The organism is Oscillospiraceae bacterium MB24-C1 (assembly GCA_030913685.1).
Lineage (GTDB): Bacteria > Bacillota > Clostridia > Oscillospirales > Ruminococcaceae > Yanshouia.
The window spans coordinates 275608-302367 of record CP133187.1; the positions used below are offsets into that span (position 1 = coordinate 275608).

Genomic DNA, 26760 nt, shown 5'->3' on the forward strand with positions numbered 1-26760 from the left:
ACATGGCAAGAGAAGATAACAAGCCACTGCGCTGCTCTTTTTGCGGCAAACCACAGGATCAGGTTAGCCGCATGATTGCAGGCCCGGGGGTTTGCATCTGCAACGAGTGCATCGATCTGTGCGTTAGCGTTCTTGAAGAAGAAAACGGCATTATGCGCCGCAAGAAGAACCAAAAGCCTGAGGCTCAGCCGGTGCTTCTCAAGCCCGCCCAGATAAAGGAAGGCCTTGACGAATATGTCATCGGCCAAAACGAGGCAAAAGTTGCGTTGTCGGTGGCCGTTTATAACCACTATAAGCGCATCTATTTTGGTGGAGCAGGCAATATCGAATTACAAAAAAGCAATATTCTGTTGCTAGGGCCTACCGGAACCGGTAAAACGCTGTTGGCGCAAACGTTGGCTAAGATGCTGGGCGTGCCGTTTGCTATCGCCGACGCGACCACGCTCACTGAAGCTGGTTATGTCGGTGAGGATGTTGAGAATATTCTGCTGCGACTGATTCAGGCGGCAGATTTCGACGTCCAGAAGGCGCAGCACGGCATTATCTATATTGATGAGATTGACAAGATTTCACGCAAGAGTGAAAATCCTTCCATCACCCGCGATGTCTCGGGTGAGGGTGTGCAACAGGCACTCCTGAAAATTTTGGAGGGCACTGTGGCAAATGTGCCGCCGCAGGGTGGGCGTAAACATCCGCAGCAGGAGTTTATCCAGATCGATACCTCCAACATTTTGTTTATCTGCGGTGGTGCCTTTGAGGGCGTTGACAAGATCATCGAAAAGCGCGTCGCTACCACAACGATGGGTTTTGGTGCTGATGTTCGCTCAAAAGAACAGACCGACGAGATGATGCAAAAGCTCATCCCACAGGACTTGGTTCGTTTTGGGTTGATCCCCGAGCTGATCGGGCGTCTGCCGGTTATCACGTCACTGCATTCATTGGATGAAGAAGCGCTGGTGCGCATTTTGCTTGAGCCGAAAAACTCGATGATCAAGCAGTATCAGCGTCTATTTGAGCTTGATAATATTGCGTTGGAATTTGAACCGGATGCCTACCGTGAGGTTGCACGGCTTGCCATTGAGCGCAAGATTGGTGCGCGTGGTCTGCGTGGCATTCTTGAAGGCGTACTAGGTAAGCTGATGTTTGACACACCCTCTGATCGCACGATTGAGCGTGTGGTTATCAATAAAGGTTGCATCAACAAAACCGGCGAACCTGCCATTTATAGAAATCCGGACCGGTTACTGACCGAGGAACCCGCGCAGCCGCTGCTGCCGCCCCCTAAAAAACCTAGAGCGCGCAACGCCGGAACGGCTTCTTAACATAGCCACTACCAACTTGTTGCAAGCTTAAATGTAATGGCGAGACCCTTCGGAGGAGACCCCATGTGCAACGATGCGACGGCAGTTGGGAATCCAACGAAGGGTCTTTTTGTAATTTATAACACTTGAAAAATTCACGAGTTATTTAGTATAATATTTTAACAGCTTAGTGGGCTGTTAAATTTAAAGAAGAAAATAAGGAGGTGCCCACTTTGAAAGAGAAAAAAACAGTATTGCAAAACCAGACGATGCCAGCCATTGCGCTACGTGGTTTGGTGCTTTTTCCGAAGATGGTGCTTCATTTTGATATCGGCCGAGAAAAGTCCATCCTGGCATTAAACCACGCGATGGAAAACGACCGCAGAATTTTTCTGACCGCACAGTCCGATGTACAAGATGACAACCCTGGCCCGAAGGATTTATACCAGGTCGGCGTTGTTGCACAGGTTCAGCAGGTGATCCGCGTGCAAGGCAGCGGGTTGCGTGTCATGGCCGAGGGATTGTATCGTGCCAAAATGCTGCGTATTCGGCAGGAAGAACCGTATTTCATTGCCGATATTCGGGCGTTCCCGACACGACGGCTACCGGCTGCGTCTCAGGATATGGCTAGCGCACTGATTCGAACCGTAAAAAATCTGTTCCAGGAATATTGTGAGCTTTCACCCAAGATGCCAAAGGAGCTGGTGCTCGGCGTGATGATGTCGGAGGATCCCGCGCTACTCTCGGAGTATATTGCGGGAAATGTGCCGCTTCCTGTTGAAGAAAAGCAGGAGGTATTGGAGCAGTCGAATCTATTGCGCAGACTTGAAATTCTTGCCGAGATATTTGAGAATGAAAATGAAATTCTCCGGCTTGAGGCTGGCATTTATGAAAAAGTGAAAAGCCGGGTGGATCGCAACCAGAAGGATTATTATCTGCGTGAGCAGATGAAAGTCATTTCTGAAGAACTGGGTGAGGATGATTCGCCCGAAAATGAGATTAACACTTATTTTGAAAAAATAGATGCACTAAAGGTTTCGGATGAGGTGCGCGAGAAGTTGACCAAAGAGGTCAATCGTCTGGGCAAGATGCCGGGCAGCTCGCAGGAAGCGGCGGTGATACGCGGCTATCTTGACACCTGTTTGGAGTTGCCGTGGAACTCGCTAAAGCCAGTGAAGTCCGACATTGCACAGGCTCAAAAAATTCTCAACCATGACCACTATGGTATGGAAAAGATCAAGGAGCGCGTGCTTGAATCGATTGCAGTGCGTGCGCTGGCCCCTAATATCAAGGGGCAGATTCTCTGTCTGGTCGGGCCGCCCGGCGTCGGTAAAACCTCAATTGCTAAGTCAATCGCCAAGGCTACGGGACGCGACTATGTGCGCATCTCACTCGGCGGCGTTAAGGATGAATCGGACATACGCGGACATCGTAAGACCTACATAGGCTCGATGCCTGGACGCATCATTGACGCGATGCGCCGCGCGGGTAGCCGAAATCCGCTTATGCTGCTTGATGAGGTCGATAAGCTCGGCGGCGACTACAAGGGTGATCCCTCGTCCGCGTTGCTTGAGGTGCTTGATTCCGAGCAGAACCACGCATTCCGCGACCACTTTGTTGAGCTGCCGTTCGATTTGTCGGACGTTATGTTTGTCGCAACCGCGAACAGTGCGGATATGATTCCTGCTCCGCTTTACGACCGTATGGAGGTCATAGAGCTTTCGAGCTATACCCGCGAAGAGAAGTTCCATATTGCCAAGGATTATTTGATTCCGAAACAGCGCGAGCGTCACGGGCTCAACGGTCGTCAGGCCAGAATAACCGACGAAGCGCTGTATACTATTATAGACAGCTACACTCGCGAATCGGGTGTGAGACGTTTGGAGCGAAGCTGTGCCTCGGTGTTCAGAAAATGCGCCAAACGCATCGTCGCAAAGGAGGCCAAACAGGTCATTGTCACCCTATCCAACCTCGGCGATCTCCTGGGGCCGAAGAAATATTACCCCGATGCCCTCGCAAACCGCGATGAGGTCGGTGTAGTCAATGGCTTGGCATGGACCTCAGTTGGCGGTGAGATGCTACAGGTGGAGGTTGCCATCTTAGACGGTACCGGCAAGCTGGAGCTGACCGGAAAGCTCGGTGACGTGATGAAGGAATCGGCTCAGGCAGCGGTGAGCTATCTGCGTGCCCACGCCGATGCCTATGGCATCAGCCGCACGTTCCATAAAGATAAGGATATTCACATTCATGTGCCGGAGGGCGCGGTGCCTAAGGACGGCCCCTCGGCGGGCATTACCATCTGTACCGCTCTGCTTTCGGCGCTGGCCGATATTCCTGTAAAGTTTGACGTCGCGATGACTGGCGAAATGACGTTGCGCGGCCGTGTGCTACCGATTGGCGGCCTGCGTGAAAAAACGATGGCGGCGCTGCGCAATAATATCAAGACCGTCGTTATTCCGGCGGATAACGAGCCGGATATTGATGAATTGGATAGCGCGGTAAAAAAGGCTATTCGTTTTGTGCCTGCGCGCAGCATCGGTGATGTTTTGCCTGTAGCACTTTCCGTTATGCCGGCTCCCGTACCCACCCTTTCGGAGGAGGAGTATGCGGTGAATCTGCTTTCTGAGGCTAAGAGTACACCGCGCCACCCCGTCACCTGCTGAATTAATATTGTAAGACAAGGAGCGTTCCCACATGAATTATAACAAGGTCATCTTTGAACGAGCTTTCGGGCTTTCTTCGCAGCTCGTCCCCTGCGATTGTCCGGAATTTGTGTTTACGGGCCGCTCCAACGCTGGAAAATCCTCGCTGCTCAATAAGCTTTTTAACCGCAAGGCGCTTGCCCGTGTAAGCTCCATGCCTGGTAAAACCGCCACCATCAATTTTTACCGCCTGGACGACGTTCGATTTGTCGATCTGCCGGGCTATGGCTACGCCAAGGTCGCAAAGGGCGAGCGGCGGCGGTGGGACGAGCTGATCGGCGGCTATTTTGCACAGGATCGCGATATTGCGTTGGTATTTTTACTTGTAGATATGCGGCATACCCCCTCGACGGACGATATTACAATGGCGAATTATCTTATCGAGAGTGAAACGCCGTTTATTGTGCTGTTGACTAAATCGGACAAGCTCAACAACACCAAGCGCAAAGAGCGTTTGAAGGCTTTTGTTGATGAGTTGCCCTGTGGTAATGAAATTACCATGCTGCCCGTTTCTTCCGAGACGGGCGAGGGGATAGAAGCCCTGCGCGACATTATTGCCGATATTGTCGTCGATACCGATGACGCAGGGGAAGAAGCCGCCCCGGAATGCTGCGGCGAGGAAAACCCAAACTGTTGACACTCCCTGCTTTTTCGCAGCGGATTATATTTTAAAACTGATATTCTATTAAAAAACTAATTTTTGCTGCAGATATTTCATTGCGCATCGGTTCTTGCAAGGCAAAAAATCTGCTCGCTTAATCTAGTCAACTTTTAATGGTACATCAGCATAATTCACGACATGGAGGAATGACAATGTTTGTATCTGAATGCCTGAACATCAATGAAGCGGGGCATCTTACTATTGGGTCTATGGACACGGTAGAGCTTGCGCGCACTTTTGGCACACCGCTTTATGTATATGACGAGGCTACTGTGCGCAAAACGTTGCGCCAGTATAACGATTCCATCAAGAAACATTACGAAGGTAAGGGCATCGTGGCCTACGCCAGCAAGGCATTCGCATGTAAAGAGATGTATCGCATCGCTAATGACGAAGGGTGCGGCATTGACGTCGTTTCTCTTGGTGAGCTTTATACGGCGCTGAGCGTTGGCTTCCCCGCTGATAAGATTTTCTACCACGGTAACAACAAGACCGTTGAGGAGCTTGTCTATGCGGTTGAGCATGATATCGGGCGCATTGTGGTGGATAACCTCATAGAGCTTGAGCGACTTTCTGAAATTGCCATTTCTCAGAATAAGGTTGTGCCGATTCTCATTCGCGTCAAGCCTGGTATCGATGCACATACTCACGACTTTATCCGCACCGGTCAGATTGACTCTAAATTCGGCTTTGCATTAGAAACGGGCGAGGCGCTTGAGGCTGTGCGTTATATTCTGCAGCACAAGGGTGTCTCTTTAAAGGGCCTGCACTGCCATATCGGCTCACAGATTTTTGATATTGCGCCTTTTGAGTTGGCGGCCGAGGTCATGATCGGATTTATGGCACAAATTAAAGACGAGACTGGGCTTGCTCTCACTGAATTAAATCTCGGTGGTGGCTTTGGCATCAAATATGTGCCTGAAAACGATCCGGTACCATACATGGACTACATGGAGAGGGTTTCGAAGTCGGTTCACAAGGCCTGCGCGGAGAAGGGTATGGAGATTCCCTTCATTGCTATTGAGCCCGGCCGTTCGGTCGTGGGACCCGCTGGTATCACTCTGTACACGGTTGGTGGTGTTAAGAATATCCCCAACGTGCGCACCTATGTCTCGGTGGATGGTGGTATGACCGACAATCCCCGCTATATCCTGTATCAGTCCAAGTACGATGTGGTGCTGGCCAATCGTGCCAACACCCCTAAGGACGCTGTTGTGACCATTGCTGGACGTTGCTGCGAGAGTGGCGACCTTGTCGGTGAAGGTATGGCGATTCAGTCCCCAAAGGTTGGCGATATTATCGCCGTGCTGGCAACCGGTGCTTATAACTATTCGATGGCCTCCAACTATAACCGTGTGCCCAGACCTGCAGCCGTTATGGTGCGTGATGGAGAAGCCCGCGAGATTATCCGACGTGAAAACCTTGAGGATTTAGTGAGAAACGATCTTTAATTGTGTTTATTTTGGTAATGGGTCTTGCTTTTACATTGTGAAGTGGTAAAATATAATTACACCTATATGCGCTGCGGCAGTATTACACCAACAAAAATCTTGGAGGTAATTATATGAATCCACGCCTGAAAGAAATGAACGTCGAGTTTTTGTTTGAGGCGATTCTGCGCCTGAACAACATGGAGGAATGCTACAACTTCTTTGATGATCTGTGCACCGTGCAGGAGCTCAAAGCGCTTACTCAGCGTTTGCAGGTGGCTTCAATGCTTTCGGAGGGCAAGGTGTACAGCGATATTGTGGCAAAAACAGGCGCTTCCACCGCGACCATCAGCCGTGTGAACCGCTCGCTCAATTATGGATGCGATGGTTACAAGATCATTTTTGAAAGGCTGGAGAAGGATGGCCTCATATAATGCGTTTGCGCCGTTTTATGATAGGTTCATCAAGCCTGTGGACTATAAAAAGCGCGCTGCATACTTCAACAGCATTATAGCACCACACATCGGGGAGCAGAAATTGCTCCTCGATTTGGCGTGTGGCACCGGCAGCCTTTCGATTGCGCTCTCTCAGCTCGGCTATGAAGTTATCGCGGTTGATGCATCGCCACAGATGCTCTCACTTGCACAGCAAAAAGCATATGATGCTGGGGAGCAAATTTTATTTTTAAACCAACGTATGGAGACGCTGGATCTCTATGGTACAATAGACGCCTGTGTCTGCGCGTTGGATTCTTTAAATCATCTTACCGACCCGCGTGCCCTGCGGCATGCGCTATCGCGCGTATCGTTGTTTTTAGCACCGGGGGGCGTATTTGTGTTCGATATGAACACACCCTATAAACACAGCCATCTGTTGGCCGACAACTGCTATGTTTATGAGGAAGGGGACACGGTGTGCGTTTGGCGCAACAAAACTGACGAGACGCTGTTGACCGAAATTTCGTTGGATTTTTTCACGCGGGAGACTGACGGGCGCTATACCCGCGCTGGAGAAAGTTTTTGTGAACGTGGTTATGCGCTTGAACAGATTACGGATATGCTGACAAACTGTGGGCTGACGCTGACGGCGCTTTATGCCGACGACGGTTTTGATGCACCGAATAATACCTCAGAGCGCTATATTTTTGTGACTAAAAAGGGGAAGTAAACCTATGGGAAAGCTGCTTAGAGCCATCACAACCGACGGGGCCATTTTGGCAACGGTACTTGACTCCACCGACATGTGTAACCGTGCCGAGCAGATACATCAAAGCTCCGCGACGGTGACGGCGGCCATAGGGCGGCTGATGACAGCGGCTTCTATGATGGGTGCCGCGCTTAAAAATGACACCGATACCATTACGTTGCGCATCGCTGGCAAAGGTCCGGCCGGGGCGGTTATCGCCGTTTCGGACGCATTTGGTAATGCGCGCGTTTCGGTGTCAAATCCGGTCGTCGAATTGCCGTTAAACGCTGCCGGGAAGCTGGATGTAGGCGGGGCAATTGGCACTGACGGCTTTCTCTCGGTCATCCGAGACTCTGGCGTTGGCGAGCCGCAGACTGGCTATTCGCCTATTGTTACAGGTGAGATCGGGGATGATTTAACCTATTTCTTTGCCAACTCCGAGCAGGTGCCTACAGTGTGTGCGCTGGGCGTTCTGGTAGCACCCAACCTTTCTGTCCAGGCAGCGGGAGGATATCTGCTTCAGCTGTTACCCGGAGCAGGGGATGACACCATTGAGCAGCTTGAGAAGACGTTGCCCACCGTTGCGGCGGTGTCCACCATGATTAGCGAGGGTCTTACCGGGCGGGATATTTTTGACCGCGTGTTAGCTGGGTTTGAGTACGAGGTTATTGAAGAGCGTGAAGTCACTTACCGTTGCGATTGTTCGCGTGAGCGTGTGGAGCGGGTGCTAATCAGTCTCGGACGAGATGATCTGTCCCTTCTTGCGAATGATCAAGAAACAACGAATGTTGAATGCCATTTTTGTGAAAAAAATTATGCCTTTACAAAGCAACAACTGTTGGATTTACTAAAATAACGCATTAGAATGCGCTTTTTCGCTTCTTTCCTGCAAAATAAAAATTTAATCGCAAAAAAGTGAATATTATTTCAAAAAGGGGTTGACATATTCGCCCTTTTGCGATAAAATAATCATCGTCGCTGAAGTGCGAACGTTGTGGGAGCATAGCTCAGCTGGGAGAGCATCTGCCTTACAAGCAGAGGGTCACAGGTTCGAGCCCTGTTGTTCCCACCACATATGGCCTGGTAGTTCAGTTGGTTAGAACGCTAGCCTGTCACGCTAGAGGTCGTGGGTTCGAGTCCCATCCAGGTCGCCAATTTCTCTATTCATGGCGGAGCAGACAACGTGTCTGTGGATAGAGCTCGGTAACGAGTCGCCGGTTTTGCCTTTGTAGCTCAGTTGGTAGAGCAGAGGACTGAAAATCCTCGTGTCGTTGGTTCGATTCCGACCGAAGGCACCATCCGCGGGTTTAGCTCATCTGGTAGAGCGCCACCTTGCCAAGGTGGAGGTAGCGAGTTCGAGCCTCGTAACCCGCTCCATAGAAATACCACCCAGACTGGGTGGTATTTCTTTTTAGCATATTGATTTATATTACGACTAACAAGGAGACAGAAGCCTTTTGTAGTACTATTATAAAAAATAGTCCTTTGTATCAACATGAGAGGATCAACTATGCCAAATACAGAATTCAGCGATTCTTCACGGCTAGTTTTTAGAATGTCGCTGCCCATCTTTGTGGAATTACTGCTGCAGTTGCTGGTTGGCAATATCGACCAGATCATGATTAGCCAGTATTCTCAAAACTCAGTGGCGGCGATTGGTAACGGCAACCAGATGATGGGTATCATCATCATCTTTTTAAATGTTATGAGTGCTGCGACCTCCATCCTTATCAGCCGTGCATTGGGTGCAAAGGATACGCGCCAGGTGACGGTGGTCTGCAATGTATCGCTGGTGGTGATTATGGTGGTCGGCGCGCTGGCGACCGGTGTGGCGGTGGGGCTACGCAGGCAGCTCTTTAATGCGTTGGGCGTGCCGCCTGAGATTATGGGTGAGGCGAATGCCTACCTTGCGGTTGTGGGGGCCTTTATCATCGTGCAGGGGCTGTACGCCAACTTTGCTGCGATATTGCGTAGCCATGGCCTCGTCAAAGAGGTGATGGTTGTTTCAGTAATTATGAATATAGCCAACATTATGGGCAACGCCATTTTAATTAACGGATTGTTCGGTGCGCCGCGATTGGGCTTGGTTGGTGTGGCGATATCTACCGACATCAGTAAGGTGTTGGGGCTCGTGCTGATCTATCAAGTCTTTCGCAGACGGATTAATGTGCGCTTATCGCGCGCGCATTTGTGCCCCTTTCCGTTTGATGTGCTGCGCCAACTGCTTGGCATAGGGTTGCCATCCGGCGCTCAGGAGGCCTCTTACAGCCTCTCAGAGCTTTTTATTCTTCGATTTGTTAACAGTTTTGGCACGGTGGTCATTGCGACCAGAGTCTATTGCAATATTCTATCGCAAATTGAATATATCTATGTTATCGCCTTGGCGCAAGCGACGCAGATATTGGTAGGCTATTTGGTAGGGGCCAGGCAGTACGACCGTGTGAACAACCGCATCATGAAGACGACCTTGATTTCCATCGGCGTGTCGGTTAGTTTGACCGGTGTGATTTATCTGTTTAGCGATACGTTTTTTTCAATCTTCACAAAGGACCCCTATATCCTTGAGTTGGGCAAAACTATTATATTTATCGAGTTCTTTTTAGAGATTGGGCGCGCAATCAACATTGTACTGATGCGAACTCTTGTGGCAGCGGGTGACGTAGTATTCCCAGTGGTCATAGGCGCAAGCTGCGGTTGGGTTATCGCGGTGATGGGTGGCTATCTGCTGGGGGTACATTTGGGTTTTGGACTGGCGGGCATCTGGGTCGCCAAGGCGGCAGACGAGCTGGTGCGCGGCGCGGCATCAATTATTCGCTTAAAATCAAACGCATGGCGGAAACGGCTCGAGTTGCAGCAGTCAGCCAGTTAAAATCCTAAGAATCGGCGCTGGCAGGAAAATCTTGATTTAGGCTTTCCTAAGACTGCTATTTTTGGTATAATAATATTTATACGATTAATACACCGAAGTGATGTCCGACAGCTCGTCGTTTTATGCACTTGCAAGCTTTTGTCGGATATTAGATCATATGAATACTGAGATTTGAGGGATTATTTATGTCGGGACATTCGAAATGGAGTACCATTAAGCGCAAGAAGGAAGCAACTGATTCTAAGCGTGCCAGCATTTTCACGAAAATTGGTCGTGAAATTGCCGTGGCTGTGCGCGAGGGCGGAGGCGATCCTTCGGTCAATGGCAAGCTCCGCGATCTAATCGCGAAGGCTAAGGCTAACAATGTCCCCAATGACAACATCGATCGATTGATCAAAAAGTGTATGGGTGACGGCGACAAGAGCAATTATGAGGAGATGACCTATGAGGGCTACGGGCCCTGTGGCATCGCTGTAATGGTAGAGGCGCTGACAGATAACCGCAACCGCACGGCGGGCGATTTGCGCCACTATTTTGACAAGTGCGGCGGTAACCTTGGCCAGAGCGGCAGCGTTTCCTTTTTGTTTGAACAAAAGGGTATTATTGCGATTGAAAACGCTGATGGCAAAATCTCGGAGGATAAAATTTTTGAGGATGCCATGCTCGACGGCGTACTGGATATCAAGTATGAGGAGGAAGGCATCGAAATTGCCACCGACCCGCATGAGCTACGTAATGTTCGAGTGGCACTCGAGGCGCTGGGTTATAACTTTGCTTCCGCTGAAGTGGAGTATGTGGCTAATACCTACACCAAGATTGATGACCCTGATATGCAGCTGAAAATGCAGAAGCTTATCGATTTATTAGAAGAGAATGACGACGTACAGGAGGTCTATCACAACTGGGATATGCCGGAGGAAGAGGAATAAACCGCTTTACACTGCGATTATCGGATTTTCTTGTAACTGAAATTATCTTGAACAATGACATATGCATTGCGTAGCAAGATATACAGCTATTTGTCGTTTCTGAACGGTTATTTTTCTATTTGTACGTCATATCATACTTGAAACAAATAATATTTCCCTCTTTAAATTGTGTTTTTAAGCAGTTTGAAGGGGGATTTTTATGCTTTTTAAAGACTGTATTTGTGAGTTCATATTTGAATGTGAGATCAAAAAGTACACATTGAGAATAACTAAAGATTATCGCAATAATTTGAATTTTCTTTAAAGCAACTAGGAAGGCGTCTTGGGTACAATCGCGAGCTAAACTTTCATTATTCAACTTTGCAAACAATATCTAAGAATTTTTGTATAATAGGAAACACACAAGGACGGAACTTTTCTTTTTTTCAAATAAATACTATCACCCCCATTTGTTTTTTATTTCTATAAATGTAACAGAAAATTTAGTAATTTGATTTGATGTCAATTCTTTTCTTCTCAATTGCATATTATAGCAACATGCCAGATGCTGTTTTAGGTTCTCGCAACAGCAAAATATTATCAATTTATAAGAAAAAAATTAAAATACACAAAAATATTAAATATAAGACTGTATCAATATACACAAATCTTTTTTATAACCCTATAAATATAGCTGAAAAATTTGTTGAATGATTCAAAAAATAAGTCCAATGTTTTGTATATTGTAATATAAATGCATAAATATTGTTATTATCAGAATGTCAAAAACTCTTGACAAATTTTAATTTAAATCATATACTTTTCATAAATTATAAAGTCTGATGATATGATGCATTATAGGAGAAGTCGTCTATGCCAATAGTAGAACGTGTAAATGCAACCATGCAGGTTGTAAATTCAATTAAATACAAAATTCAATCCGGCGAGCTTAAAACTGGCGACAAGCTTCCCAAAGAGGCGGATTTAGCAAAAGAACTATGTGTTGGAAGGTCGTCTTTGCGCGAAGGTATAAAAATTCTGATTGCTTATGGTGTGGTAGAATCACGTCAGGGCGAAGGAACATTTATAGTTGATCATACTGCGAAAAATTTCTTTGAATTTATGGGCTTTTTCTCCAATAGAGAAAATATGGCGTATTTCTTGGAGCTGAGGCGGGTCATAGAGATAGGGAATATTATTGCGGTATACGATAAGATACCCGAAGACCTAATTTTTACTTTAGAAAAGTCTGTTGAGGTTTTGGCAGGCTCTTATCCGGTAGAAGCCTATGTTGAAGCGGATAAAGCATTTCATAACTTGTTAATTTCCTATACCAAGAATCCCATGATCATACAAATTAATAACATGATAGGCTCCTTGAGAGAAGATTTGTTATACAAGTTATTTTGTAATAAAGAGATTGTGGATGATGCATACAAGGCGCATACCAAAATTCTCAATGCAATCAAGGCGCATAATTTGAACACGTGCATTTCGGCGGTAAGATCGCATATCGATACAACAGCTATTCATATGAATGCTATTTACGATAATATATCTGTTACGGGCAAAATCAATAACCCTCCCCAAGAATAAGGGAGGAAAAAAGGTCTGATGATAAGATGTAAAAAATAAACAAAAATGACTATAATTATATAATAAAATAACAAATATATGCCATAAGATGGAAAAATTTCTCACATGCGTATTGAGTTGGTTTTAATTCGTTTGCATATCGCTAATGTAAAACAAAGGGAGGGGTTTAATCAAGTTTTTGGCATAGAATATGCGGGCGAAATAAACGGTATAGTTCAAAGGATAGTAAGGGAAAGGAAGATAGATTATGAAAAAAATATTTAGCCGCAAGTTGATACAGAGCATACTCGCAATTATAGTAGTCTCTTCTTTAGTTGCTTGCAGCAGTTCTACTGGATCCAGTGTCGCCAATTCTGGCAGTGCTCAAGAAAGTGCCAGCACCTCAAATGATAAAGTATATACATTTAAATGGGCGCATTCCTCTTCTACTAATGACCGTTTGGCTGTGGCGACCGAAAGAATGATCCAAGAGCTTTCTGAAGCATCTGACGGGCGAATTGAAATAGAGCATTACCCAGCTTCTCAGTTGGGTGCAGAGCGTGAAATTCTTGAAGGAATTGTGCTTGGCACTGTTGATTTTGGCATCATTTCCAGTGGTGTTGTTACTAACTTTAGCCAATCGCTTTATGTTGCTTCAATTCCATACCAAATTGATGAACGTGAAGTAGGTTGGAAGGTTTACGACGGAGAGTTTGGCCAAATGCTGGGCGAGCAGACCGAAAAAGATGTGTCATGGAAGTTCCTGGGCTGGGCAGAGAACAGCCTTAGAATGTTCTCAAACTCCAAGCGGGAAATACAAGTTCCAAATGACATGAAAGGTCTGAAGATAAGAACACAGGAAAACGATATACATATGAAAATTGTCAACGATTTAGGGGCTTCTGCAACCCCGGTTGCTTTTTCTGAGCTATATACGGCATTGCAACAGGGTACGGTGGATGGTCAGGAGAATGGTGTTGCTTTGACCTATTCAATGGGCTTCAACGAAGTTATTAATCATATGACCTATCTGCCCCATATCTACGATCCTTATATTGTTGTCATGAGTAATGACGCATGGAACAGCCTTCCGGAAGATCTTCAGGTGATGGTACAAGAATATGCACGTAAATTCTGTCAGTACGAGCGCGAACTGAACGCACAAAACGACCAAGAATATCTTGAGATTATGAAGAAAGAGACCGGACTTCAGGTTTATACGCCCACTGATGAACAGAAGCAGCTGTTTATTGACGCAACTGCTAATGTGGAAGACATGATTCGTGAAAAGGTTGGCGACGAGCTTGTAGATGCTTATATCAAGGCTGTTCAAGAAGCAAAGGCCAGTTAAAATTCATACAGGGGAACACGTTACATAATAAGCGTGTAACGTGTTCCTAGAATATGCAGACTTTCACCTTGTTCGAAAGGAAAAACTTACTATGAAGCATATAATCGATTTTATTGACAAAACGCGATTTACAAAATTCTGCTCCAGCGTTTTGATGATGTGCTTAGCAGTCATTATGACCATGAATGTCGTTTTGCGATATGTGTTTGGGTTCTCTTTTAACTGGGGCGATGAAATATTGCGATATATGTGCGTTTACATGGCGTTTTTGGGTACGGCGGCCGGCTGGAGATACGGAACACATATTGGTGTAACTATTTTTGTCGAAAAATTGTTTCCGGAAAAAACCCGAAAATATTTTAGATTATTGGCAGATATCATTTCAATTACTTTCATGGCTTTGATTGCGCATTATGGGTACATACTTGTCGAAAAAGTTGCCAGGAGTCATCAGGCATCCGCCGCTCTGCGTGTGCCGATGTATATGATTTACAGTATCATTCCCGTATGCGCGGTGTTTTCTATTTTGCAGATCCTACTTCAGATTTTTAAACATAAGACTTATCTTATGCCGCGCGAATAAGTGCGATACGCTTTCCATTAATTCTACATAGATAGGTGATGTTATGATAGCAACTCTGTTTTTTTCGTTGATTGTACTGATGTTTATTGGCGTGCCGATTGCTGTCAGTATAGGAGTTTCTTCACTGGCAGCTATTGCGGCAGGCGGCAATATGGCACAGTTATTTTTAGTAGCACAAAAAATGGTTACCGCGATAGATTCCACAACGCTGCTGGCCATTCCACTGTTTGTTTTGGCCGGCGTCATTATGGGCAAGGGTGGCATTTCCAAGCAAATTGTTGATTTGAGCTATGAGGCTTTTGGATGGATACCCGGTTCTCTTGGTATCGTTACCGTCATTGCCTGTATGTTTTTTGCGGCTATTTCTGGCTCAGCGCCCGCAACTGTTGCGGCCATAGGCGGAATTATGGTCCCAGCAATGATTGACGATGGTTATCCGGGCGGATTTTCCGCAGCGGTCGCTGCCAGTGGCGGCGTTATCGGTTGCATCATTCCGCCAAGCATTCCGTTTGTTAACTATGCGTTGATCACCGGCGAATCGGTCAGCGAGCTATTTGCGGCGGGTGTGATACCGGGTGTTCTAATGGGCGTTGTTTTGTGCGTTATGGTTAGCATTTATGCACGTAAATACGGCTGGGGCACAAGAAAAAAGGGGATAGATGTAAAATCGGTTTTGTCGGCACTTAAAAACGCAATATGGGCAATTCTCATGCCTGTTATTATTTTAGGCGGCATTTACGGTGGTTTGTTTACTCCCACTGAGGCAGCTGCGGTCGCTTGTGTCTATGGATTTTTAGTTGCCTGCTTTGTTTATAAAGGCATTAAAATAAAGGACATGTATGATATTTCGTTTGAAGCGGTCAATACCTCCGCCATGATTTTATTCATTGTTGCGACAGCCAATGCATTCAGCAACATAATCACAACGCAGCAGGTGCCCGCTAAGCTGTCCCGGCTGGTTCTCAGTTTGACAGACAATTGGGTTGTTATTTTACTGCTGATCAATGTCATTTTGCTTATCAATGGCTGCTTTATGGAAACAACGGCATCAACCTTTATTTATACCCCGATTTTATTCCCACTCATAATGGAGTTGGGTATAGACCCCATCCAGTTTGGCGTCATACTAGTTATGAATATGACGATGGGATTGGTCACACCGCCGCTGGGTATTAATTTGTTTGTTGCGAATGGTCTCGATAAGCGCGTCAATTTTGGCGAACAGGTCAAATATGTCATTCCGTTTTTCATAGGATTGATAGCTGTTTTGATGCTGGTAAGCTATATTCCGGAGATTTCTCTTTTTCTTGTAAGATTATTATGATAGGACTAATGCGCCGATGATAAAAATCGGTACAGCTGACTGCATTACAAAAGGAACGTGATATACTTTGAAAAATTTTAATTTTAGGGTTCCGCAAAACATTATTTTTGGTATGGCAGCGTTAGAACAGCTCCCAAGTATTTTAGAAACTTGTACCAGCCGCTCAGTTTATCTTATTTCAGACCGCGGACTTAAAAATGCGGGTGTGGTTGACCGTATTGTCAAGATCATTTCCGATTCGGGCATTGCTTGCCACGAGTATTTGGATGTAATCCCCAATCCGACTGTGGATATTGTTAACGACGCGGCTCAAGGCTATAAAAGCTCTGGCGCAGATTGCATTATCGCGCTTGGTGGCGGCAGCCCGATGGATGTTGCGAAGGCTGTAGGAGTTTTAGCCAAATACGGTGGAGAAATCACCGATTATGAAGGTGCCCAAAAGGTTCCCGGACCCATTGTTCCACTGATTGCCATTCCTACCACTGCCGGTACCGGAAGTGAGGTTACGGCGTCCTCCGTCATTACCGATGAAGCAAGAAATTACAAAATGGCCGTAATTAGCTACTACCTTTTTCCGGATCATGCAATTCTCGACCCGTCACTGATTACGACTCTTCCGGCACATGTTGCCGCTGCCTGCGGGATAGATGCTTTTATTCACGCCGAAGAGGCCTATGTCTCGAAAATAGCGAATCCCTTTACTGACGCTATGGCTGAAAAGGCGATGGAGCTTATCGGGGGAAATATCCGCAGATTTATTGCTTCACGCGACGACGACGAAGCAGCCTGTGCAATGATGCTTGGGTGTACCTTTGCCGGACTTGCATTCTCTTGGGCAAAGCTTGGCAATGTGCATGCCATGAGCCATCCGGTCAGCGGCTATTTCCATGTGGCACACGGTGTGGCCAACGCTATTTTATTGCCCACGATTGTCGAATATAACGCGTTGGCGGATAAAGGCAGATATTACGTGGTTTATAATTACGTAGCCGAAAAGAAGATAGAAGAAAAAGATTTTACCCCCAAGATGTTGGCGGATGCGTTAAGGCAGCTTAATAAGGATTTGGGTATACCGGCGTCACTTTCAGAGGTCGGTGTTACCGAAGACAAAATTCCGCTAATGGCCATTGATGCAATGAAGAGTGGCAACGTTGCCGTAAATCCTAGACAAACCACTTTAAAAGATGTTGAGGCGCTTTATACCAAGGCCCTTTAAAATGAATTAAGTGTCTTATATTCAATACATGCATTATTATAAAAATTTTTTATTTTTAAAGGAAGGTACCATATGAATACCCAGGAATATCTTGCGTCGTTAGTTGAAGCTGCACGTGCGGCTCAGAAGATTTTTGAAACCTATCCCCAGGAGATAGTGGACAAGGCTGTCTGCGCAATTGGCAAGGTTGTGTACGACAATGCACAAATGCTGGCACGCATGGCTGTGGATGAAACCGGCATGGGAGACTACGAAAGCAAAATCGGAAAGTGCATGGGAAAATCTAAGTCCGTCTGGTATCGCATTAAGGACGAGAAAAGCCGCGGTATTATTGACCGTGATGAAAAAACTGGCATCGTAAAGGTTGCGATTCCCATAGGCGTCGTCGGCGCGATCACCCCTACCACCAATCCCGTTATCACTCCAATGCATAACTCCATGATGAGCCTTAAGTGCGGCAACGCTATTATCATTTGCCCCCATCCCAGAGCTAAAAAGGTCGGCGTCAAAACAGTTGAACTAATGAATGCTGCGCTCAAAGAGCTGGGCATGCCTGATAATCTGATTCAGATTATTCCCGAGCCTACACTGGAGCTTTCCGCCGGGCTGATGAGTGAGACCGATATTTGCATTGCGACAGGTGGCCCGAGTATGGTCAAGGCCGCTTATTCCAGTAGCAAGCCGGCGCTGGGTGTTGGGCAGGGCAACGTACAGGTAATTATCGATAACGATGTCGATATCGCAGAAGTTGCAAAAATGGTGGTTGCAGGCCGCACATTTGATAACGGCATACTTTGCACCTGTGAACAGAATGTCATTGTACCTCGCTCAAAAGAAGCCGAGATGATTGCTGCTTTAAAGGATAATGGCGCTTATTACATAGATAATGAAGAGGAAGCACAGATTCTTCGCGACTGCGCTTTCCCTGGTGGAAGACTTAATAAAGACTTCCCGGGCGCTAGCATTGAAAAGATTGCCGAGCTGACCGGTCTTTCCATTCCTAAAGGTACACGCGTCATCGTCAGCAAAACCAAGGGATATGGCCTTGATGACGTTCTCGCTAAAGAGAAGCTTTTCCCGGTTCTCGCCGTATTCTGCTATGACACATGGGAAGAAGGCGTCGAAATTGCGCGCGCTAATCTCGCAGTAGAAGGCATGGGACATAGTGTTGTGATTCATTCTAATAACAAAGATCATATCGAATATGTTCCGACCCGTATTTCCTGCTCGCGTTATGCGGTCAATCAGGTCGGCGGTACAGCGCTGGGTGGCGCATTGGATAATGGGCTCAATCCTACGACCACTTTGGGCTGCGGAACATGGGGTAACAACTCCATCAGCGAAAACCTTTGGTATCATCATCTCATGAATGTTAGCCGTATTGCATACCGCCAAAAGGATGTCGTTATCCCTACGGATGAAGAAATCTGGGCGTGTTAATAATCTTATGCCCCTCCGTTTCTCTTATTTGTTGTGCGGTTCCGCTCCGTTTTGAGCGGAGCCGTGCAACAAATAGGAAATAGATACAAAAGGAAAGATGAGAATATGAACAAAGTATACACGCTGGAAGAGGCAGTATCAAAGTATGTTCATGACGGCGACCACATGGCCATAGGCGGATTTACGACCAGTAGAAAGCCGCTTGCTGCTATTTGCGAAATTATTCGCCAAGGAAAGACAGATTTTATCGGCGAAGGTGGGCCTGCCGGAAGCGACTGGGATATGCTGATTGGTATGGAGCGAGTTAAGGCTTACATCAATTGTTATACCGCCAATCCTCGATTCTCCAATGTTAGCTGCCGCTTCAGAGCAGCTATCCAAGAGGGGAGGCTGCTGTTTGAGGATTACTCTCAGGACGCGGCCATGATGATGTTTCATGGTGCGGCGCTTGGGCTTGAGTATGTACCAGTTAAAATGATGCTTGGTTCTGGTTTGGAAAAGGAATGGGGAATCAGCGCTGAAAAACGAAAAAGTATCGAAAAGCTGCCTGATGCGAAGTATATCATTCAAGAAAATCCCTTTAAATCGGGCGAAAAGCTGATGCTTCTACCTGTACCTGAAATTGATTTGGCGATCATCCATGTGCAGATGGCTTCGCCGGACGGCACCTGCCGCATTTTGGGGGATACCTACCATGATGTGGATCTGGCTTTTGGCTCCAAACGCACTATAGTCACCTGTGAAGAACTGGTGCCAAACGACGTTATTCGCAGGGAGCCCGGTTTGAATACAATACCCGGCATTGTTGTCGACGCCGTGGTACACCTCCCTTATGGTGCACATCCCTCACAAGTATACGATTATTATGATTATGATAAAGAATTCTATATTGATTATGATATAGCAGGGAAATCCGACGACACATTCCAAGACTTTATAAAGGAATGGATTATGGATGTCAAAGATCACAATGGGTATCTTAACAAACTTGGGGCCACCAGGCTGCTTGATCTTAAGATAGTACCCGGGATCGGGTATCATGTTGATGATGATGTTTTGGCGCAAGAGGAGGCAGACAAATGATTTTTACAAAATCTGAAATACAAGCCTATACCATTGCGCGGATGATCCAAAAGGATCAGGTTGTTATTGTGGGAACTGGACTTCCGCTCGTTGGCGCAATCATGGCAAAAAAAGCTTTTCAACCTAGTTGCACATTGCTTGTAGAAAGCGGTTTGATGGACTTTAATCCGTCTATCGAAATCCCGCGGAGCGTCAGTGACTTGCGTTCAATGGCGCATTGCGCTGTAACTTGTCCGCCTTTTCGTTATCTGGGCTTTCAGGCAAATGAATTAAAAAATAACAGCCAGAGACTGATAGGTTTTATCGGTGGTGCAGCCGTAGACATCTATGGAAATGTTTCCGCGACCAGCATAGGAGATTATTACAAGCCTAAAACCAGATTCCCTGGAAGTGGGGGCGCTAACGGCATTGCCTCGTTTGTCAATACTATTATCATGATGAAGCATGAAAAGCGCCGCTTTGTAAACGAAATGTCTTATATAACTAGTCCCGGCTGGCTTGATGGCCCGGAAGGTAGAGCAAAATGTGGCCTACCAACAAATCGCGGACCAATGGCAGTCGTCTCTGATTTGGGCGTAATGAAGTTCGATGATCAAACCAAGAAAATGTACCTGTATGGTTATTATTCGTTTACCAATCCGCAAGAGGTCATAGATAATACGTCGTTTGAAATTGATGTATCAAGAGCTATAAAACTTCCCGATCCTGATACGATAGCGATTCGTATGCTGCATAAGATTGATCCTGACCGTATATTTCTTTAATATATAGGTGATTATCCCTTTCTTGCAATATACTTTAAAGGATGCTTTTCAGTAGGGGAATTGCATAAGCAGCTCTTAAACTATTTAACAGGGTAGGATAAATCCAATACTTTTCACCTTACGTTAAATCTATTTTGTGTGTGATGTGAAAGTGGTTTTTACAATCTACATAAAATTGACGCATCGCCGAAAAGTGATATAATAAAGAATATGGAGATTGAAGCTGCTAACTATTTTAGGAAATGGGATGATAAAATGTCCTGCTTAACAATGCCGATTACCGTAGGAACGCTTCATTTGAAAAACAGATTGGTAATGCCTGCTATGGCGACTTTTAAGGCTGAAACAGATGGGCGAGTGACGCCTTCTCTTTTGCAGTATTATGACGAAAAAACGCGCGGCGGATATTTGGGCATGGTTATTACAGAACACTGCTTTGTTTCTGCCGATGGCAAAGCCAGCCCCAATCAGCTTTCTGCGGCGGATGATACTGTTGTTTGCGATTTGCGCCGCCTTTGCGATATTATTCACCGGAATAGTACTCCTGTTATCTTACAGCTCAATCATGCCGGAAGTGCCACGACGCAAAGCGCCATAGGTACGCAGCCTGTAGGCCCCTCGGCTGTTATCAATCCCTCAAAGCGAGAGTTGGAAATGCCACGAGAATTGACGCGCGAGGAAATTCAAAAGATCGTGCAGGATTTCGCGGCAGCTGCGGCTAGGGGTAAACAGGCGGGTTTCGACGGCGTAGAGATACACTCCTGTCACGGTTATTTGCTGAATCAATTTTTATCGCCTCTCACCAACAAGCGAATTGACGAATACGGTGGAAAGATTGAAGGCAGGGTGCGCATACATCTGGAAGTGATCCAAGCAGTTCGCAATGTTGTTGGCGTGGATTATCCTATTTTTCTCCGTCTCGGGGCAACCGATTTTATGGAGGGTGGACTGAGCCTGGAGGATAGTATTACGGCAGCGTGTATTTTTGAACGGGCGGGTATCAACATGCTCGATATTTCTGGAGGTATGTGCCGGTATACACTTCCAAGCGTTGACAGCCCAGGTTATTTTTCAGAGTGGTCGCAGGCTGTCAAAAAAGCTGTATCCATTCCTGTAATGGTGGCGGGTGGTGTTAAACACGCCTGTGATGCAGAAATGCTTTTGCAAAGGGATTGTGCGGATATTATCGGCGTCGGACGAGCCATTTTACAGGATTCTGGCTGGGCGCTAAAAGCAATGACCAGTGTGCTTTAAAATTGCCGATATGTTTTAATAGAAAATCAAAAACATCAGCCCTTCAAGAGTATATTGCTAGAACCTTTCAAGAGATACCGAAGAAATGTCAGTTAGCTTTGCTCAATTCTGCAAGGCTAAAAAATGCCTATGTAAAGGTCATGAACCTTTACATAGGCATTTTTAGGTACTTTATCTAGAATAGTTGTTACAGCCGCTGTATGCAGATGCCGATAAGCCCTGGGCCGGTGTGAACGACAAGTGCAGGGCTGATCTGACCTGTAATGTAGTCGGTATAATTAGGCAATAGCGTCTTGATTTTTTCGCCGACCTGTTGTGCTTCTTGCTCGGCACCGCCATGCACAACGGCAATAATATATTTTTCGCTTTTAGATAAAAAATCGAAGGCAAGTGAAATGGCGCTATCCAGCACAGCCTTGCGGCCTCTGGCCTTTTTCACGGTGTAGTAGACGCCCTCTTCATTGCAAGATATCACCGGTAGAATGCCCAGTAGTGAGCCCATTGTGGCCGAAACAAGGCCAATTCTGCCGCCCTTTTTCAGATATTCCAGCGTAGATACACAAAAAAAGACTCGAGCGTTTTCTACTGCCTTGAGCAGGGCATTTTCAATTTCGTCAAGAGAGAGGCCTTGTTCAATAAGTTGTCCCGCACGTATCGCCGTTAAACCAGAGGCGATACCGATATTTTTAGTGTCGATGATACGGCAATCCAGCTGCGGAAATTCCTTGGCCATGACGGTTAACATATTGTGCGTACCGCTCAGGCCGCTTGAAATGGTCACAATAATCACCTGATCATAACCCATGTCACAGATGTTCTGCAGGGCCTGTGCAATTGTTTCTCCGGAGGGTAGAGATGTTTTAGGCACCTCTTGCTCAAAGCGATCGTACACCTCTTGTGCAGTGATGTCAACGCCATCTCTGAAGTGGCCATAGCTGTATTGGATCATTAACGGAACAACAAACATGCCATATTTTTCAACATAAGGCTTTGGAACATCTGAGCAGGAATCGGTGAGCAGTGCAATTTTATGATTCATCTTCATACTCCAAATAAGATATTTAACTTTATTATAAAAAAATAGTGATAATATGTCAATTAAATCAAGTAACCATTTCGGTCGCATTGACGTCATAAAGTAATAAAAGGCATTGGACGCGAGATCCAATGCCTTTTAAATGTACTGTTCAGTTTAGCCAAGGACAGAAAGCAGGATACCGGCTGCAATAGCAGAGCCAATAACACCAGCAACGTTCGGACCCATGGCGTGCATGAGCAAGAAGTTGGAGGGGTTTTCTTTCTGACCAACGACCTGTGACACGCGTGCCGCCATAGGAACAGCGGAAACGCCTGCAGAGCCGATCAGGGGGTTAACGGGTTTGCCACCCATAGAAACGCTTATAACGTTCATCAGTTTTGCAAGCAACACGCCACCAGCGGTACCAACTGCAAACGCAGTAATACCCATAATCATGATACCCAGTGTCTTGGCGTTCAAGAACGCCTCAGCAGTAGCAGTGGAGCCAACAGAAATACCAAGGAAAATGGTGACGATGTTCATCAATTCGTTCTGAGCAGTTTTATTGATACGCTCAACAACACCGGATTCCTTCATCAGGTTGCCAAACATCAGCATGCCGAGTAGCGGCACAGTGGAGGGCAAAATAAGACCAACCAGCGTAGTAACCGCAATCGGGAAGACAATCTTCTCGGTCTTGGAAACGGGGCGCATGCTGCCCATGCTCATGACAATATTACGCTCTTTTTTGGTGGTCAGCGCCTTCATGATCGGCGGCTGAATAACAGGCACCAGCGCCATGTAGGAATAAGCTGCAACGGCAATCGGTCCAAGCAGGTGATCTGCAAGCTTAGCAGTCAGGTACAATGCAGTAGGACCGTCAGCACCACCGATAATGCCGATAGAACCAGCTTCCTGCGGGGTAAAGCCCATCAGAGAAGCGCCGATATAAGCACCGAAGATGCCAACCTGCGCAGCGCCGCCGAGCAGAACGCTCTTGGGGTTGGAGATCAGGGGAGCAAAGTCGGTCATTGCGCCGATGCCCATAAAGATCAGGGGCGGGTAGATGCCAAGCTTAACACCGCGGCCCAGATAATAGAGCAGGCCACCATAGTTGCTCTTTGCGGCATATATCTCAGCGCCGCTTTCAACAGCGCGCTGCACAAGATGCTCGCCCGATACGATCATAGAACTAAACTGCGCGGTTAAATCATTGCCTTTTAGCATTTCGGGCACGGTAGCAAGATAACGCAGGGATTCACTGGGCAGATCGTTGACGCCGCCAAGGGGGAAATTTGCTAAAAACATACCAAATGCGATCGGCAGCAAAAGAAGCGGCTCATACTTTTTGACAATAGCAAGATACATCAAAACGAATGAGACGAGAATCATAACCGCCTGCTGCCAAGAGATATTGTAAAAACCAGTACCTCTTAGAAAATTTATAATAGCTTCAGCCACGTTATTACCTCAAATCTTTTGTAAACTTTGGTTTCCTGCAGTCTTAGGCGATTACAACAAGAACATCGCCGGGCTGAACGGCAGAGCCCTCAGAAACACGAACTTCCGAAACAGTGCCGTCGCAGGGGGCAAAGATTTCATTTTCCATTTTCATTGCTTCAAGGACCAGCACAACCTGACCGTTCTTAACAGCATCGCCGGGCTTAACAAGGTTCTTGAAGATAGTGCCGCTCATGGGCGCAGTAATGGTGTTTGCGCCAGCAGAAACGGGTGCTGCAGCCTTAGGGGCAGGTGCGGCAGCGGGCGCAGGAGCAGCCTTGGGAGCGGCAACAGGAGCCGCAGGAGCAACGGGAGCGGCAGCGCGGACAACAGGTGCTGCTGCGGAGCCGTTAACTTCCTCTACTTCAACTTCATAGGCCTTACCGTTAACAGTAACATTAAACTTCTTCATTAAAACAATTCACTCCAAATCTTGAGATGTGTTGATAACGTACGTAACCCGTCGGCAGGTTAGGCTTTTGGTTTAACGTTGATACTGCCGATATTTTTAGTTCCAAGCATATTGGAAACAGCGGCCAAAATGACAGCAAGGGTTTCTTCTTCTTCCTTGTTGTAGGAGGGAGCGGAAGGGGCGGTGGGGGCAACCGGAACGGTTTTAGGGGCAAGAACCTTACTCATGATAATGATCAAAAACATAATCAAGACTAGAACAATCATAACCGTGCCCATGCCCAAAAGGGTTAAAACGATAGGGGAATTTGGCGCCATAGTAATTACACCTCCTTACACCGGAAAGTTACCATGCTTTTTGGCTGGACGTGATTCGCTTTTGCCTGCAAGCATTGCAAGCGCACTAGAAATGCGCATACGCGTTTCAGCAGGCTCGATCACGTCGTCCACAAAACCGCGTTTTGCGGCCTGAAAAGGATTGGAAAATTCCGCCTTGTACGCCTCGATCTTCTCCGAACGGGTTTGAGCTGGGTCGGCTGATGCTTCAATATCATTCTTGAAAATAATATTTGCGGCACCCTGGGGGCCCATAACCGCAATTTCAGCCGTTGGCCAGGCCAACACCATGTCGGCACCAAGATGTTTGGAGCACATGGCTATATAAGCACCGCCGTAGGCCTTACGAACTACAACGGTAACTTTTGGAACAGTAGCTTCACAGTAGGCATGCAGCAATTTTGCACCGTGACGAATAATGCCACCATACTCCTGATTGATACCCGGTAAAAATCCAGGAACATCAACAAACGTCACGAGCGGAATGTTAAAGCTATCACAAATTGAAACAAATCTACCCGCTTTGTCTGAAGCATTAATATCAAGGCAGCCGGCCATGACGCGGGGCTGGTTTGCAATAATGCCGACTGTCTGCCCATTAATCCGCCCAAAACCTGTGACGATATTTTGTGCATAATAGGCTTGAACTTCAAAGAAGTTCTCATCGTCCACCACAGCAGAAATGACATTTTTAATGTCATATGCTTTGCTGGAAGACTCAGGCACAATAGCTTCTAGATTGCGACACAAACGACGCGGATCGTCCTTTGTAGCGACAATCGGTGCCTTTTCGTGGTTATTTGCGGGCAAAAAGCCAATAAGACGGCGGATAGCCGCAATGGTTTCCTGCTCGTTGGGATATACAAACTGCGCAACACCGGAAATGGTGTTATGGGTGATGGCGCCCCCGAGGTCCTGAGCCGAGACATCCTCGCCCGTAACAGTTTTAATAACCGAAGGGCCGGTGATAAACATGTTGGAGGTTTTATCCACCATGAATATGAAATCAGTCAAAGCAGGGGAATAGACAGCGCCGCCGGCGCAGGGGCCCATGATAACCGAAATTTGAGGTACAACGCCGGACGCCAAAGTATTGCGGAAAAAAATATCGCCAAAGCCTGAAAGCGCATCAACGCCTTCTTGAATTCGGGCACCACCAGAATCGTTCATTCCGATGACGGGAGCGCCCATCTTGATTGCCAGATCTAAAACTTTACAAATCTTTCTGGCATGCATTTCGCCCAGAGAACCGCCCATTACGGTAAAATCCTGAGCATAGACATAGACCAGACGGCTGTCAATGCTGCCATACCCGGTTACAACTCCCTCACCGGGGATTTCAGCGCTGTCCATGCCGAAGCTGGTGCAACGATGCTCGACAAAGGCATCCAATTCGACGAAACTGTCCTTGTCCAGCAACAGGGAAATTCTTTCACGGGCGGTCAGTTTTCCACTCTCGTGTTGCTTAGCAACACGCTTTTTTCCTCCACCCACAAAAATGCGAGACTTTTTCTCGCGCAGATCTTGTATTTGTATCGACACAGAATCTTCATACTCCTCATAAAGATTCTCCACCAAAACACAGCAGAACCCAAAACTATTCTAGCTGCGTTCCAACTAATTTTAAACGTTATTTAAAAAAAAGTCTATACTTTATTGGATAGTCGTTAAACATTCATACATTGTCACTAAACCCAAGAAGAAACTGAATAATATTTTGTCGATTATTTTTGTCTGTTCATCCCTCTAGTGAGGATAATAAGCCAAAAATGCGGTACTTGGTTTTGATAAATAAAACCCCATATTCAAAAGTGAAACAATATATGCTAATTTCAGACAACGGCCCATA

At 46.6% G+C, this 26760-nt stretch carries 23 protein-coding genes and 4 tRNA genes; 22 read left to right on the forward strand and 5 right to left on the reverse strand.

All coding sequences use genetic code 11. From position 1 onward, the window contains the following. Positions 1-2: 2 nt before the first annotated feature. The 22 genes from clpX to RBH76_01480 all read left to right on the forward strand — a co-directional run bounded on the left by clpX (position 3) and on the right by RBH76_01480 (position 21646). Positions 3-1322, forward strand: a complete 1320-nt coding sequence (gene clpX / locus RBH76_01375) for an ATP-dependent Clp protease ATP-binding subunit ClpX (GenBank protein ID WMJ84103.1) — start codon at positions 3-5, stop codon at positions 1320-1322. A 212-nt stretch (positions 1323-1534) separates the two neighbouring features. Next, on the forward strand, positions 1535-3964 hold the full coding sequence (gene lon, locus RBH76_01380; protein ID WMJ84104.1) for an endopeptidase La: 2430 nt from the start codon (positions 1535-1537) through the stop codon (positions 3962-3964). A gap of 31 nt (positions 3965-3995) precedes the next feature. Then, complete coding sequence (gene yihA, locus RBH76_01385; protein ID WMJ84105.1) at positions 3996-4640, forward strand: ribosome biogenesis GTP-binding protein YihA/YsxC; 645 nt, start codon at positions 3996-3998, stop codon at positions 4638-4640. Between the two features lie 176 nt (positions 4641-4816). Continuing rightward, positions 4817-6115 carry a diaminopimelate decarboxylase gene (gene lysA / locus RBH76_01390; GenBank protein ID WMJ84106.1) on the forward strand — a complete coding sequence of 433 codons (1299 nt, stop codon included), beginning with the start codon at positions 4817-4819 and terminating at the stop codon, positions 6113-6115. A gap of 113 nt (positions 6116-6228) precedes the next feature. Continuing rightward, positions 6229-6528 (forward strand): YerC/YecD family TrpR-related protein, encoded by a 300-nt coding sequence (locus tag RBH76_01395; GenBank protein WMJ84107.1) that lies wholly within the window; start codon positions 6229-6231, stop codon positions 6526-6528. After that, entirely contained in the window at positions 6515-7261 is a 747-nt protein-coding gene (locus tag RBH76_01400) for a methyltransferase domain-containing protein (protein WMJ84108.1), read from the forward strand. The genes RBH76_01395 and RBH76_01400 overlap by 14 nt, the downstream gene beginning before the upstream one ends. A 4-nt stretch (positions 7262-7265) precedes the next feature. Beyond that, positions 7266-8135: an Hsp33 family molecular chaperone HslO gene (gene hslO, locus RBH76_01405; protein ID WMJ84109.1), complete on the forward strand. Its 870-nt coding sequence runs from the start codon at positions 7266-7268 to the stop codon at positions 8133-8135. Positions 8136-8275: 140 nt separating this feature from the next. After that, a tRNA-Val gene (locus tag RBH76_01410) sits at positions 8276-8351 on the forward strand. Positions 8352-8356: 5 nt separating this feature from the next. Further along, positions 8357-8433: transfer RNA gene (locus tag RBH76_01415), tRNA-Asp, on the forward strand. Positions 8434-8501: 68 nt separating this feature from the next. Next, positions 8502-8577 (forward strand) — tRNA-Phe (locus tag RBH76_01420). Between the two features lie 3 nt (positions 8578-8580). Next, a tRNA-Gly gene (locus RBH76_01425) sits at positions 8581-8656 on the forward strand. Between the two features lie 133 nt (positions 8657-8789). Then, positions 8790-10148 (forward strand): MATE family efflux transporter, encoded by a 1359-nt coding sequence (locus RBH76_01430; protein ID WMJ84110.1) that lies wholly within the window; start codon positions 8790-8792, stop codon positions 10146-10148. Between the two features lie 185 nt (positions 10149-10333). Next, on the forward strand, positions 10334-11077 hold the full coding sequence (locus RBH76_01435) for a YebC/PmpR family DNA-binding transcriptional regulator (protein ID WMJ84111.1): 744 nt from the start codon (positions 10334-10336) through the stop codon (positions 11075-11077). An 852-nt stretch (positions 11078-11929) separates the two neighbouring features. Next, complete coding sequence (locus RBH76_01440; GenBank protein WMJ84112.1) at positions 11930-12652, forward strand: GntR family transcriptional regulator; 723 nt, start codon at positions 11930-11932, stop codon at positions 12650-12652. A 247-nt stretch (positions 12653-12899) separates the two neighbouring features. After that, a complete protein-coding gene (locus RBH76_01445; GenBank protein WMJ84113.1) occupies positions 12900-13982 on the forward strand; it encodes a DctP family TRAP transporter solute-binding subunit in 1083 nt (360 codons plus the stop codon). A gap of 175 nt (positions 13983-14157) precedes the next feature. Beyond that, a complete protein-coding gene (locus RBH76_01450) occupies positions 14158-14565 on the forward strand; it encodes a TRAP transporter small permease (GenBank protein WMJ85180.1) in 408 nt (135 codons plus the stop codon). Positions 14566-14608: 43 nt separating this feature from the next. Beyond that, a complete protein-coding gene (locus RBH76_01455; GenBank protein ID WMJ84114.1) occupies positions 14609-15889 on the forward strand; it encodes a TRAP transporter large permease in 1281 nt (426 codons plus the stop codon). A 67-nt stretch (positions 15890-15956) separates the two neighbouring features. Next, entirely contained in the window at positions 15957-17105 is a 1149-nt protein-coding gene (locus RBH76_01460; protein WMJ84115.1) for an iron-containing alcohol dehydrogenase, read from the forward strand. A 72-nt stretch (positions 17106-17177) separates the two neighbouring features. Beyond that, positions 17178-18545, forward strand: a complete 1368-nt coding sequence (locus RBH76_01465) for an aldehyde dehydrogenase family protein (GenBank protein WMJ84116.1) — start codon at positions 17178-17180, stop codon at positions 18543-18545. A 105-nt stretch (positions 18546-18650) separates the two neighbouring features. After that, positions 18651-19628, forward strand: a complete 978-nt coding sequence (gctA, locus tag RBH76_01470) for a glutaconate CoA-transferase subunit A (GenBank protein WMJ84117.1) — start codon at positions 18651-18653, stop codon at positions 19626-19628. Next, positions 19625-20392: a CoA-transferase gene (locus RBH76_01475; GenBank protein WMJ84118.1), complete on the forward strand. Its 768-nt coding sequence runs from the start codon at positions 19625-19627 to the stop codon at positions 20390-20392. Before gctA ends, RBH76_01475 begins: the two co-directional genes overlap by 4 nt. A gap of 255 nt (positions 20393-20647) precedes the next feature. Beyond that, on the forward strand, positions 20648-21646 hold the full coding sequence (locus tag RBH76_01480; GenBank protein WMJ84119.1) for an NADH:flavin oxidoreductase: 999 nt from the start codon (positions 20648-20650) through the stop codon (positions 21644-21646). Positions 21647-21833: 187 nt separating this feature from the next. Here the strand turns inward: RBH76_01480 and RBH76_01485 are convergent, their stop codons facing one another. From RBH76_01485 to RBH76_01505, 5 genes are all read right to left on the reverse strand, one after another. After that, positions 21834-22685 carry a DegV family protein gene (locus RBH76_01485; protein WMJ84120.1) on the reverse strand — a complete coding sequence of 284 codons (852 nt, stop codon included), beginning with the start codon at positions 22683-22685 and terminating at the stop codon, positions 21834-21836. Positions 22686-22838: 153 nt separating this feature from the next. Continuing rightward, positions 22839-24125: a sodium ion-translocating decarboxylase subunit beta gene (locus RBH76_01490; GenBank protein WMJ84121.1), complete on the reverse strand. Its 1287-nt coding sequence runs from the start codon at positions 24123-24125 to the stop codon at positions 22839-22841. A gap of 43 nt (positions 24126-24168) precedes the next feature. After that, positions 24169-24576, reverse strand: a complete 408-nt coding sequence (locus tag RBH76_01495; protein WMJ84122.1) for a biotin/lipoyl-containing protein — start codon at positions 24574-24576, stop codon at positions 24169-24171. Between the two features lie 59 nt (positions 24577-24635). Further along, positions 24636-24893 (reverse strand): OadG family protein, encoded by a 258-nt coding sequence (locus RBH76_01500; GenBank protein ID WMJ84123.1) that lies wholly within the window; start codon positions 24891-24893, stop codon positions 24636-24638. Positions 24894-24908: 15 nt separating this feature from the next. After that, complete coding sequence (locus RBH76_01505) at positions 24909-26453, reverse strand: carboxyl transferase domain-containing protein (protein ID WMJ84124.1); 1545 nt, start codon at positions 26451-26453, stop codon at positions 24909-24911. Positions 26454-26760: the final 307 nt, after the last annotated feature.

What these genes read in the sequence shown, in the direction of transcription:
- clpX (WMJ84103.1), top strand. Translation starts at nt 3, where the DNA reads ATGGCAAGAGAAGATAACAAGCCACTGCGCTGCTCTTTTTGCGGCAAA.
- yihA (WMJ84105.1), top strand. Translation starts at nt 3,996, where the DNA reads ATGAATTATAACAAGGTCATCTTTGAACGAGCTTTCGGGCTTTCTTCG.
- lysA (WMJ84106.1), top strand. Translation starts at nt 4,817, where the DNA reads ATGTTTGTATCTGAATGCCTGAACATCAATGAAGCGGGGCATCTTACT.
- RBH76_01395 (WMJ84107.1), top strand. Translation starts at nt 6,229, where the DNA reads ATGAATCCACGCCTGAAAGAAATGAACGTCGAGTTTTTGTTTGAGGCG.
- RBH76_01400 (WMJ84108.1), top strand. Translation starts at nt 6,515, where the DNA reads ATGGCCTCATATAATGCGTTTGCGCCGTTTTATGATAGGTTCATCAAG.
- hslO (WMJ84109.1), top strand. Translation starts at nt 7,266, where the DNA reads ATGGGAAAGCTGCTTAGAGCCATCACAACCGACGGGGCCATTTTGGCA.
- RBH76_01430 (WMJ84110.1), top strand. Translation starts at nt 8,790, where the DNA reads ATGCCAAATACAGAATTCAGCGATTCTTCACGGCTAGTTTTTAGAATG.
- RBH76_01435 (WMJ84111.1), top strand. Translation starts at nt 10,334, where the DNA reads ATGTCGGGACATTCGAAATGGAGTACCATTAAGCGCAAGAAGGAAGCA.
- RBH76_01440 (WMJ84112.1), top strand. Translation starts at nt 11,930, where the DNA reads ATGCCAATAGTAGAACGTGTAAATGCAACCATGCAGGTTGTAAATTCA.
- RBH76_01445 (WMJ84113.1), top strand. Translation starts at nt 12,900, where the DNA reads ATGAAAAAAATATTTAGCCGCAAGTTGATACAGAGCATACTCGCAATT.
- RBH76_01450 (WMJ85180.1), top strand. Translation starts at nt 14,158, where the DNA reads ATGACCATGAATGTCGTTTTGCGATATGTGTTTGGGTTCTCTTTTAAC.
- RBH76_01455 (WMJ84114.1), top strand. Translation starts at nt 14,609, where the DNA reads ATGATAGCAACTCTGTTTTTTTCGTTGATTGTACTGATGTTTATTGGC.
- RBH76_01465 (WMJ84116.1), top strand. Translation starts at nt 17,178, where the DNA reads ATGAATACCCAGGAATATCTTGCGTCGTTAGTTGAAGCTGCACGTGCG.
- gctA (WMJ84117.1), top strand. Translation starts at nt 18,651, where the DNA reads ATGAACAAAGTATACACGCTGGAAGAGGCAGTATCAAAGTATGTTCAT.
- RBH76_01475 (WMJ84118.1), top strand. Translation starts at nt 19,625, where the DNA reads ATGATTTTTACAAAATCTGAAATACAAGCCTATACCATTGCGCGGATG.
- RBH76_01480 (WMJ84119.1), top strand. Translation starts at nt 20,648, where the DNA reads ATGTCCTGCTTAACAATGCCGATTACCGTAGGAACGCTTCATTTGAAA.
- RBH76_01485 (WMJ84120.1), bottom strand. Translation starts at nt 22,685, where the DNA reads ATGAATCATAAAATTGCACTGCTCACCGATTCCTGCTCAGATGTTCCA.
- RBH76_01495 (WMJ84122.1), bottom strand. Translation starts at nt 24,576, where the DNA reads ATGAAGAAGTTTAATGTTACTGTTAACGGTAAGGCCTATGAAGTTGAA.
- RBH76_01500 (WMJ84123.1), bottom strand. Translation starts at nt 24,893, where the DNA reads ATGGCGCCAAATTCCCCTATCGTTTTAACCCTTTTGGGCATGGGCACG.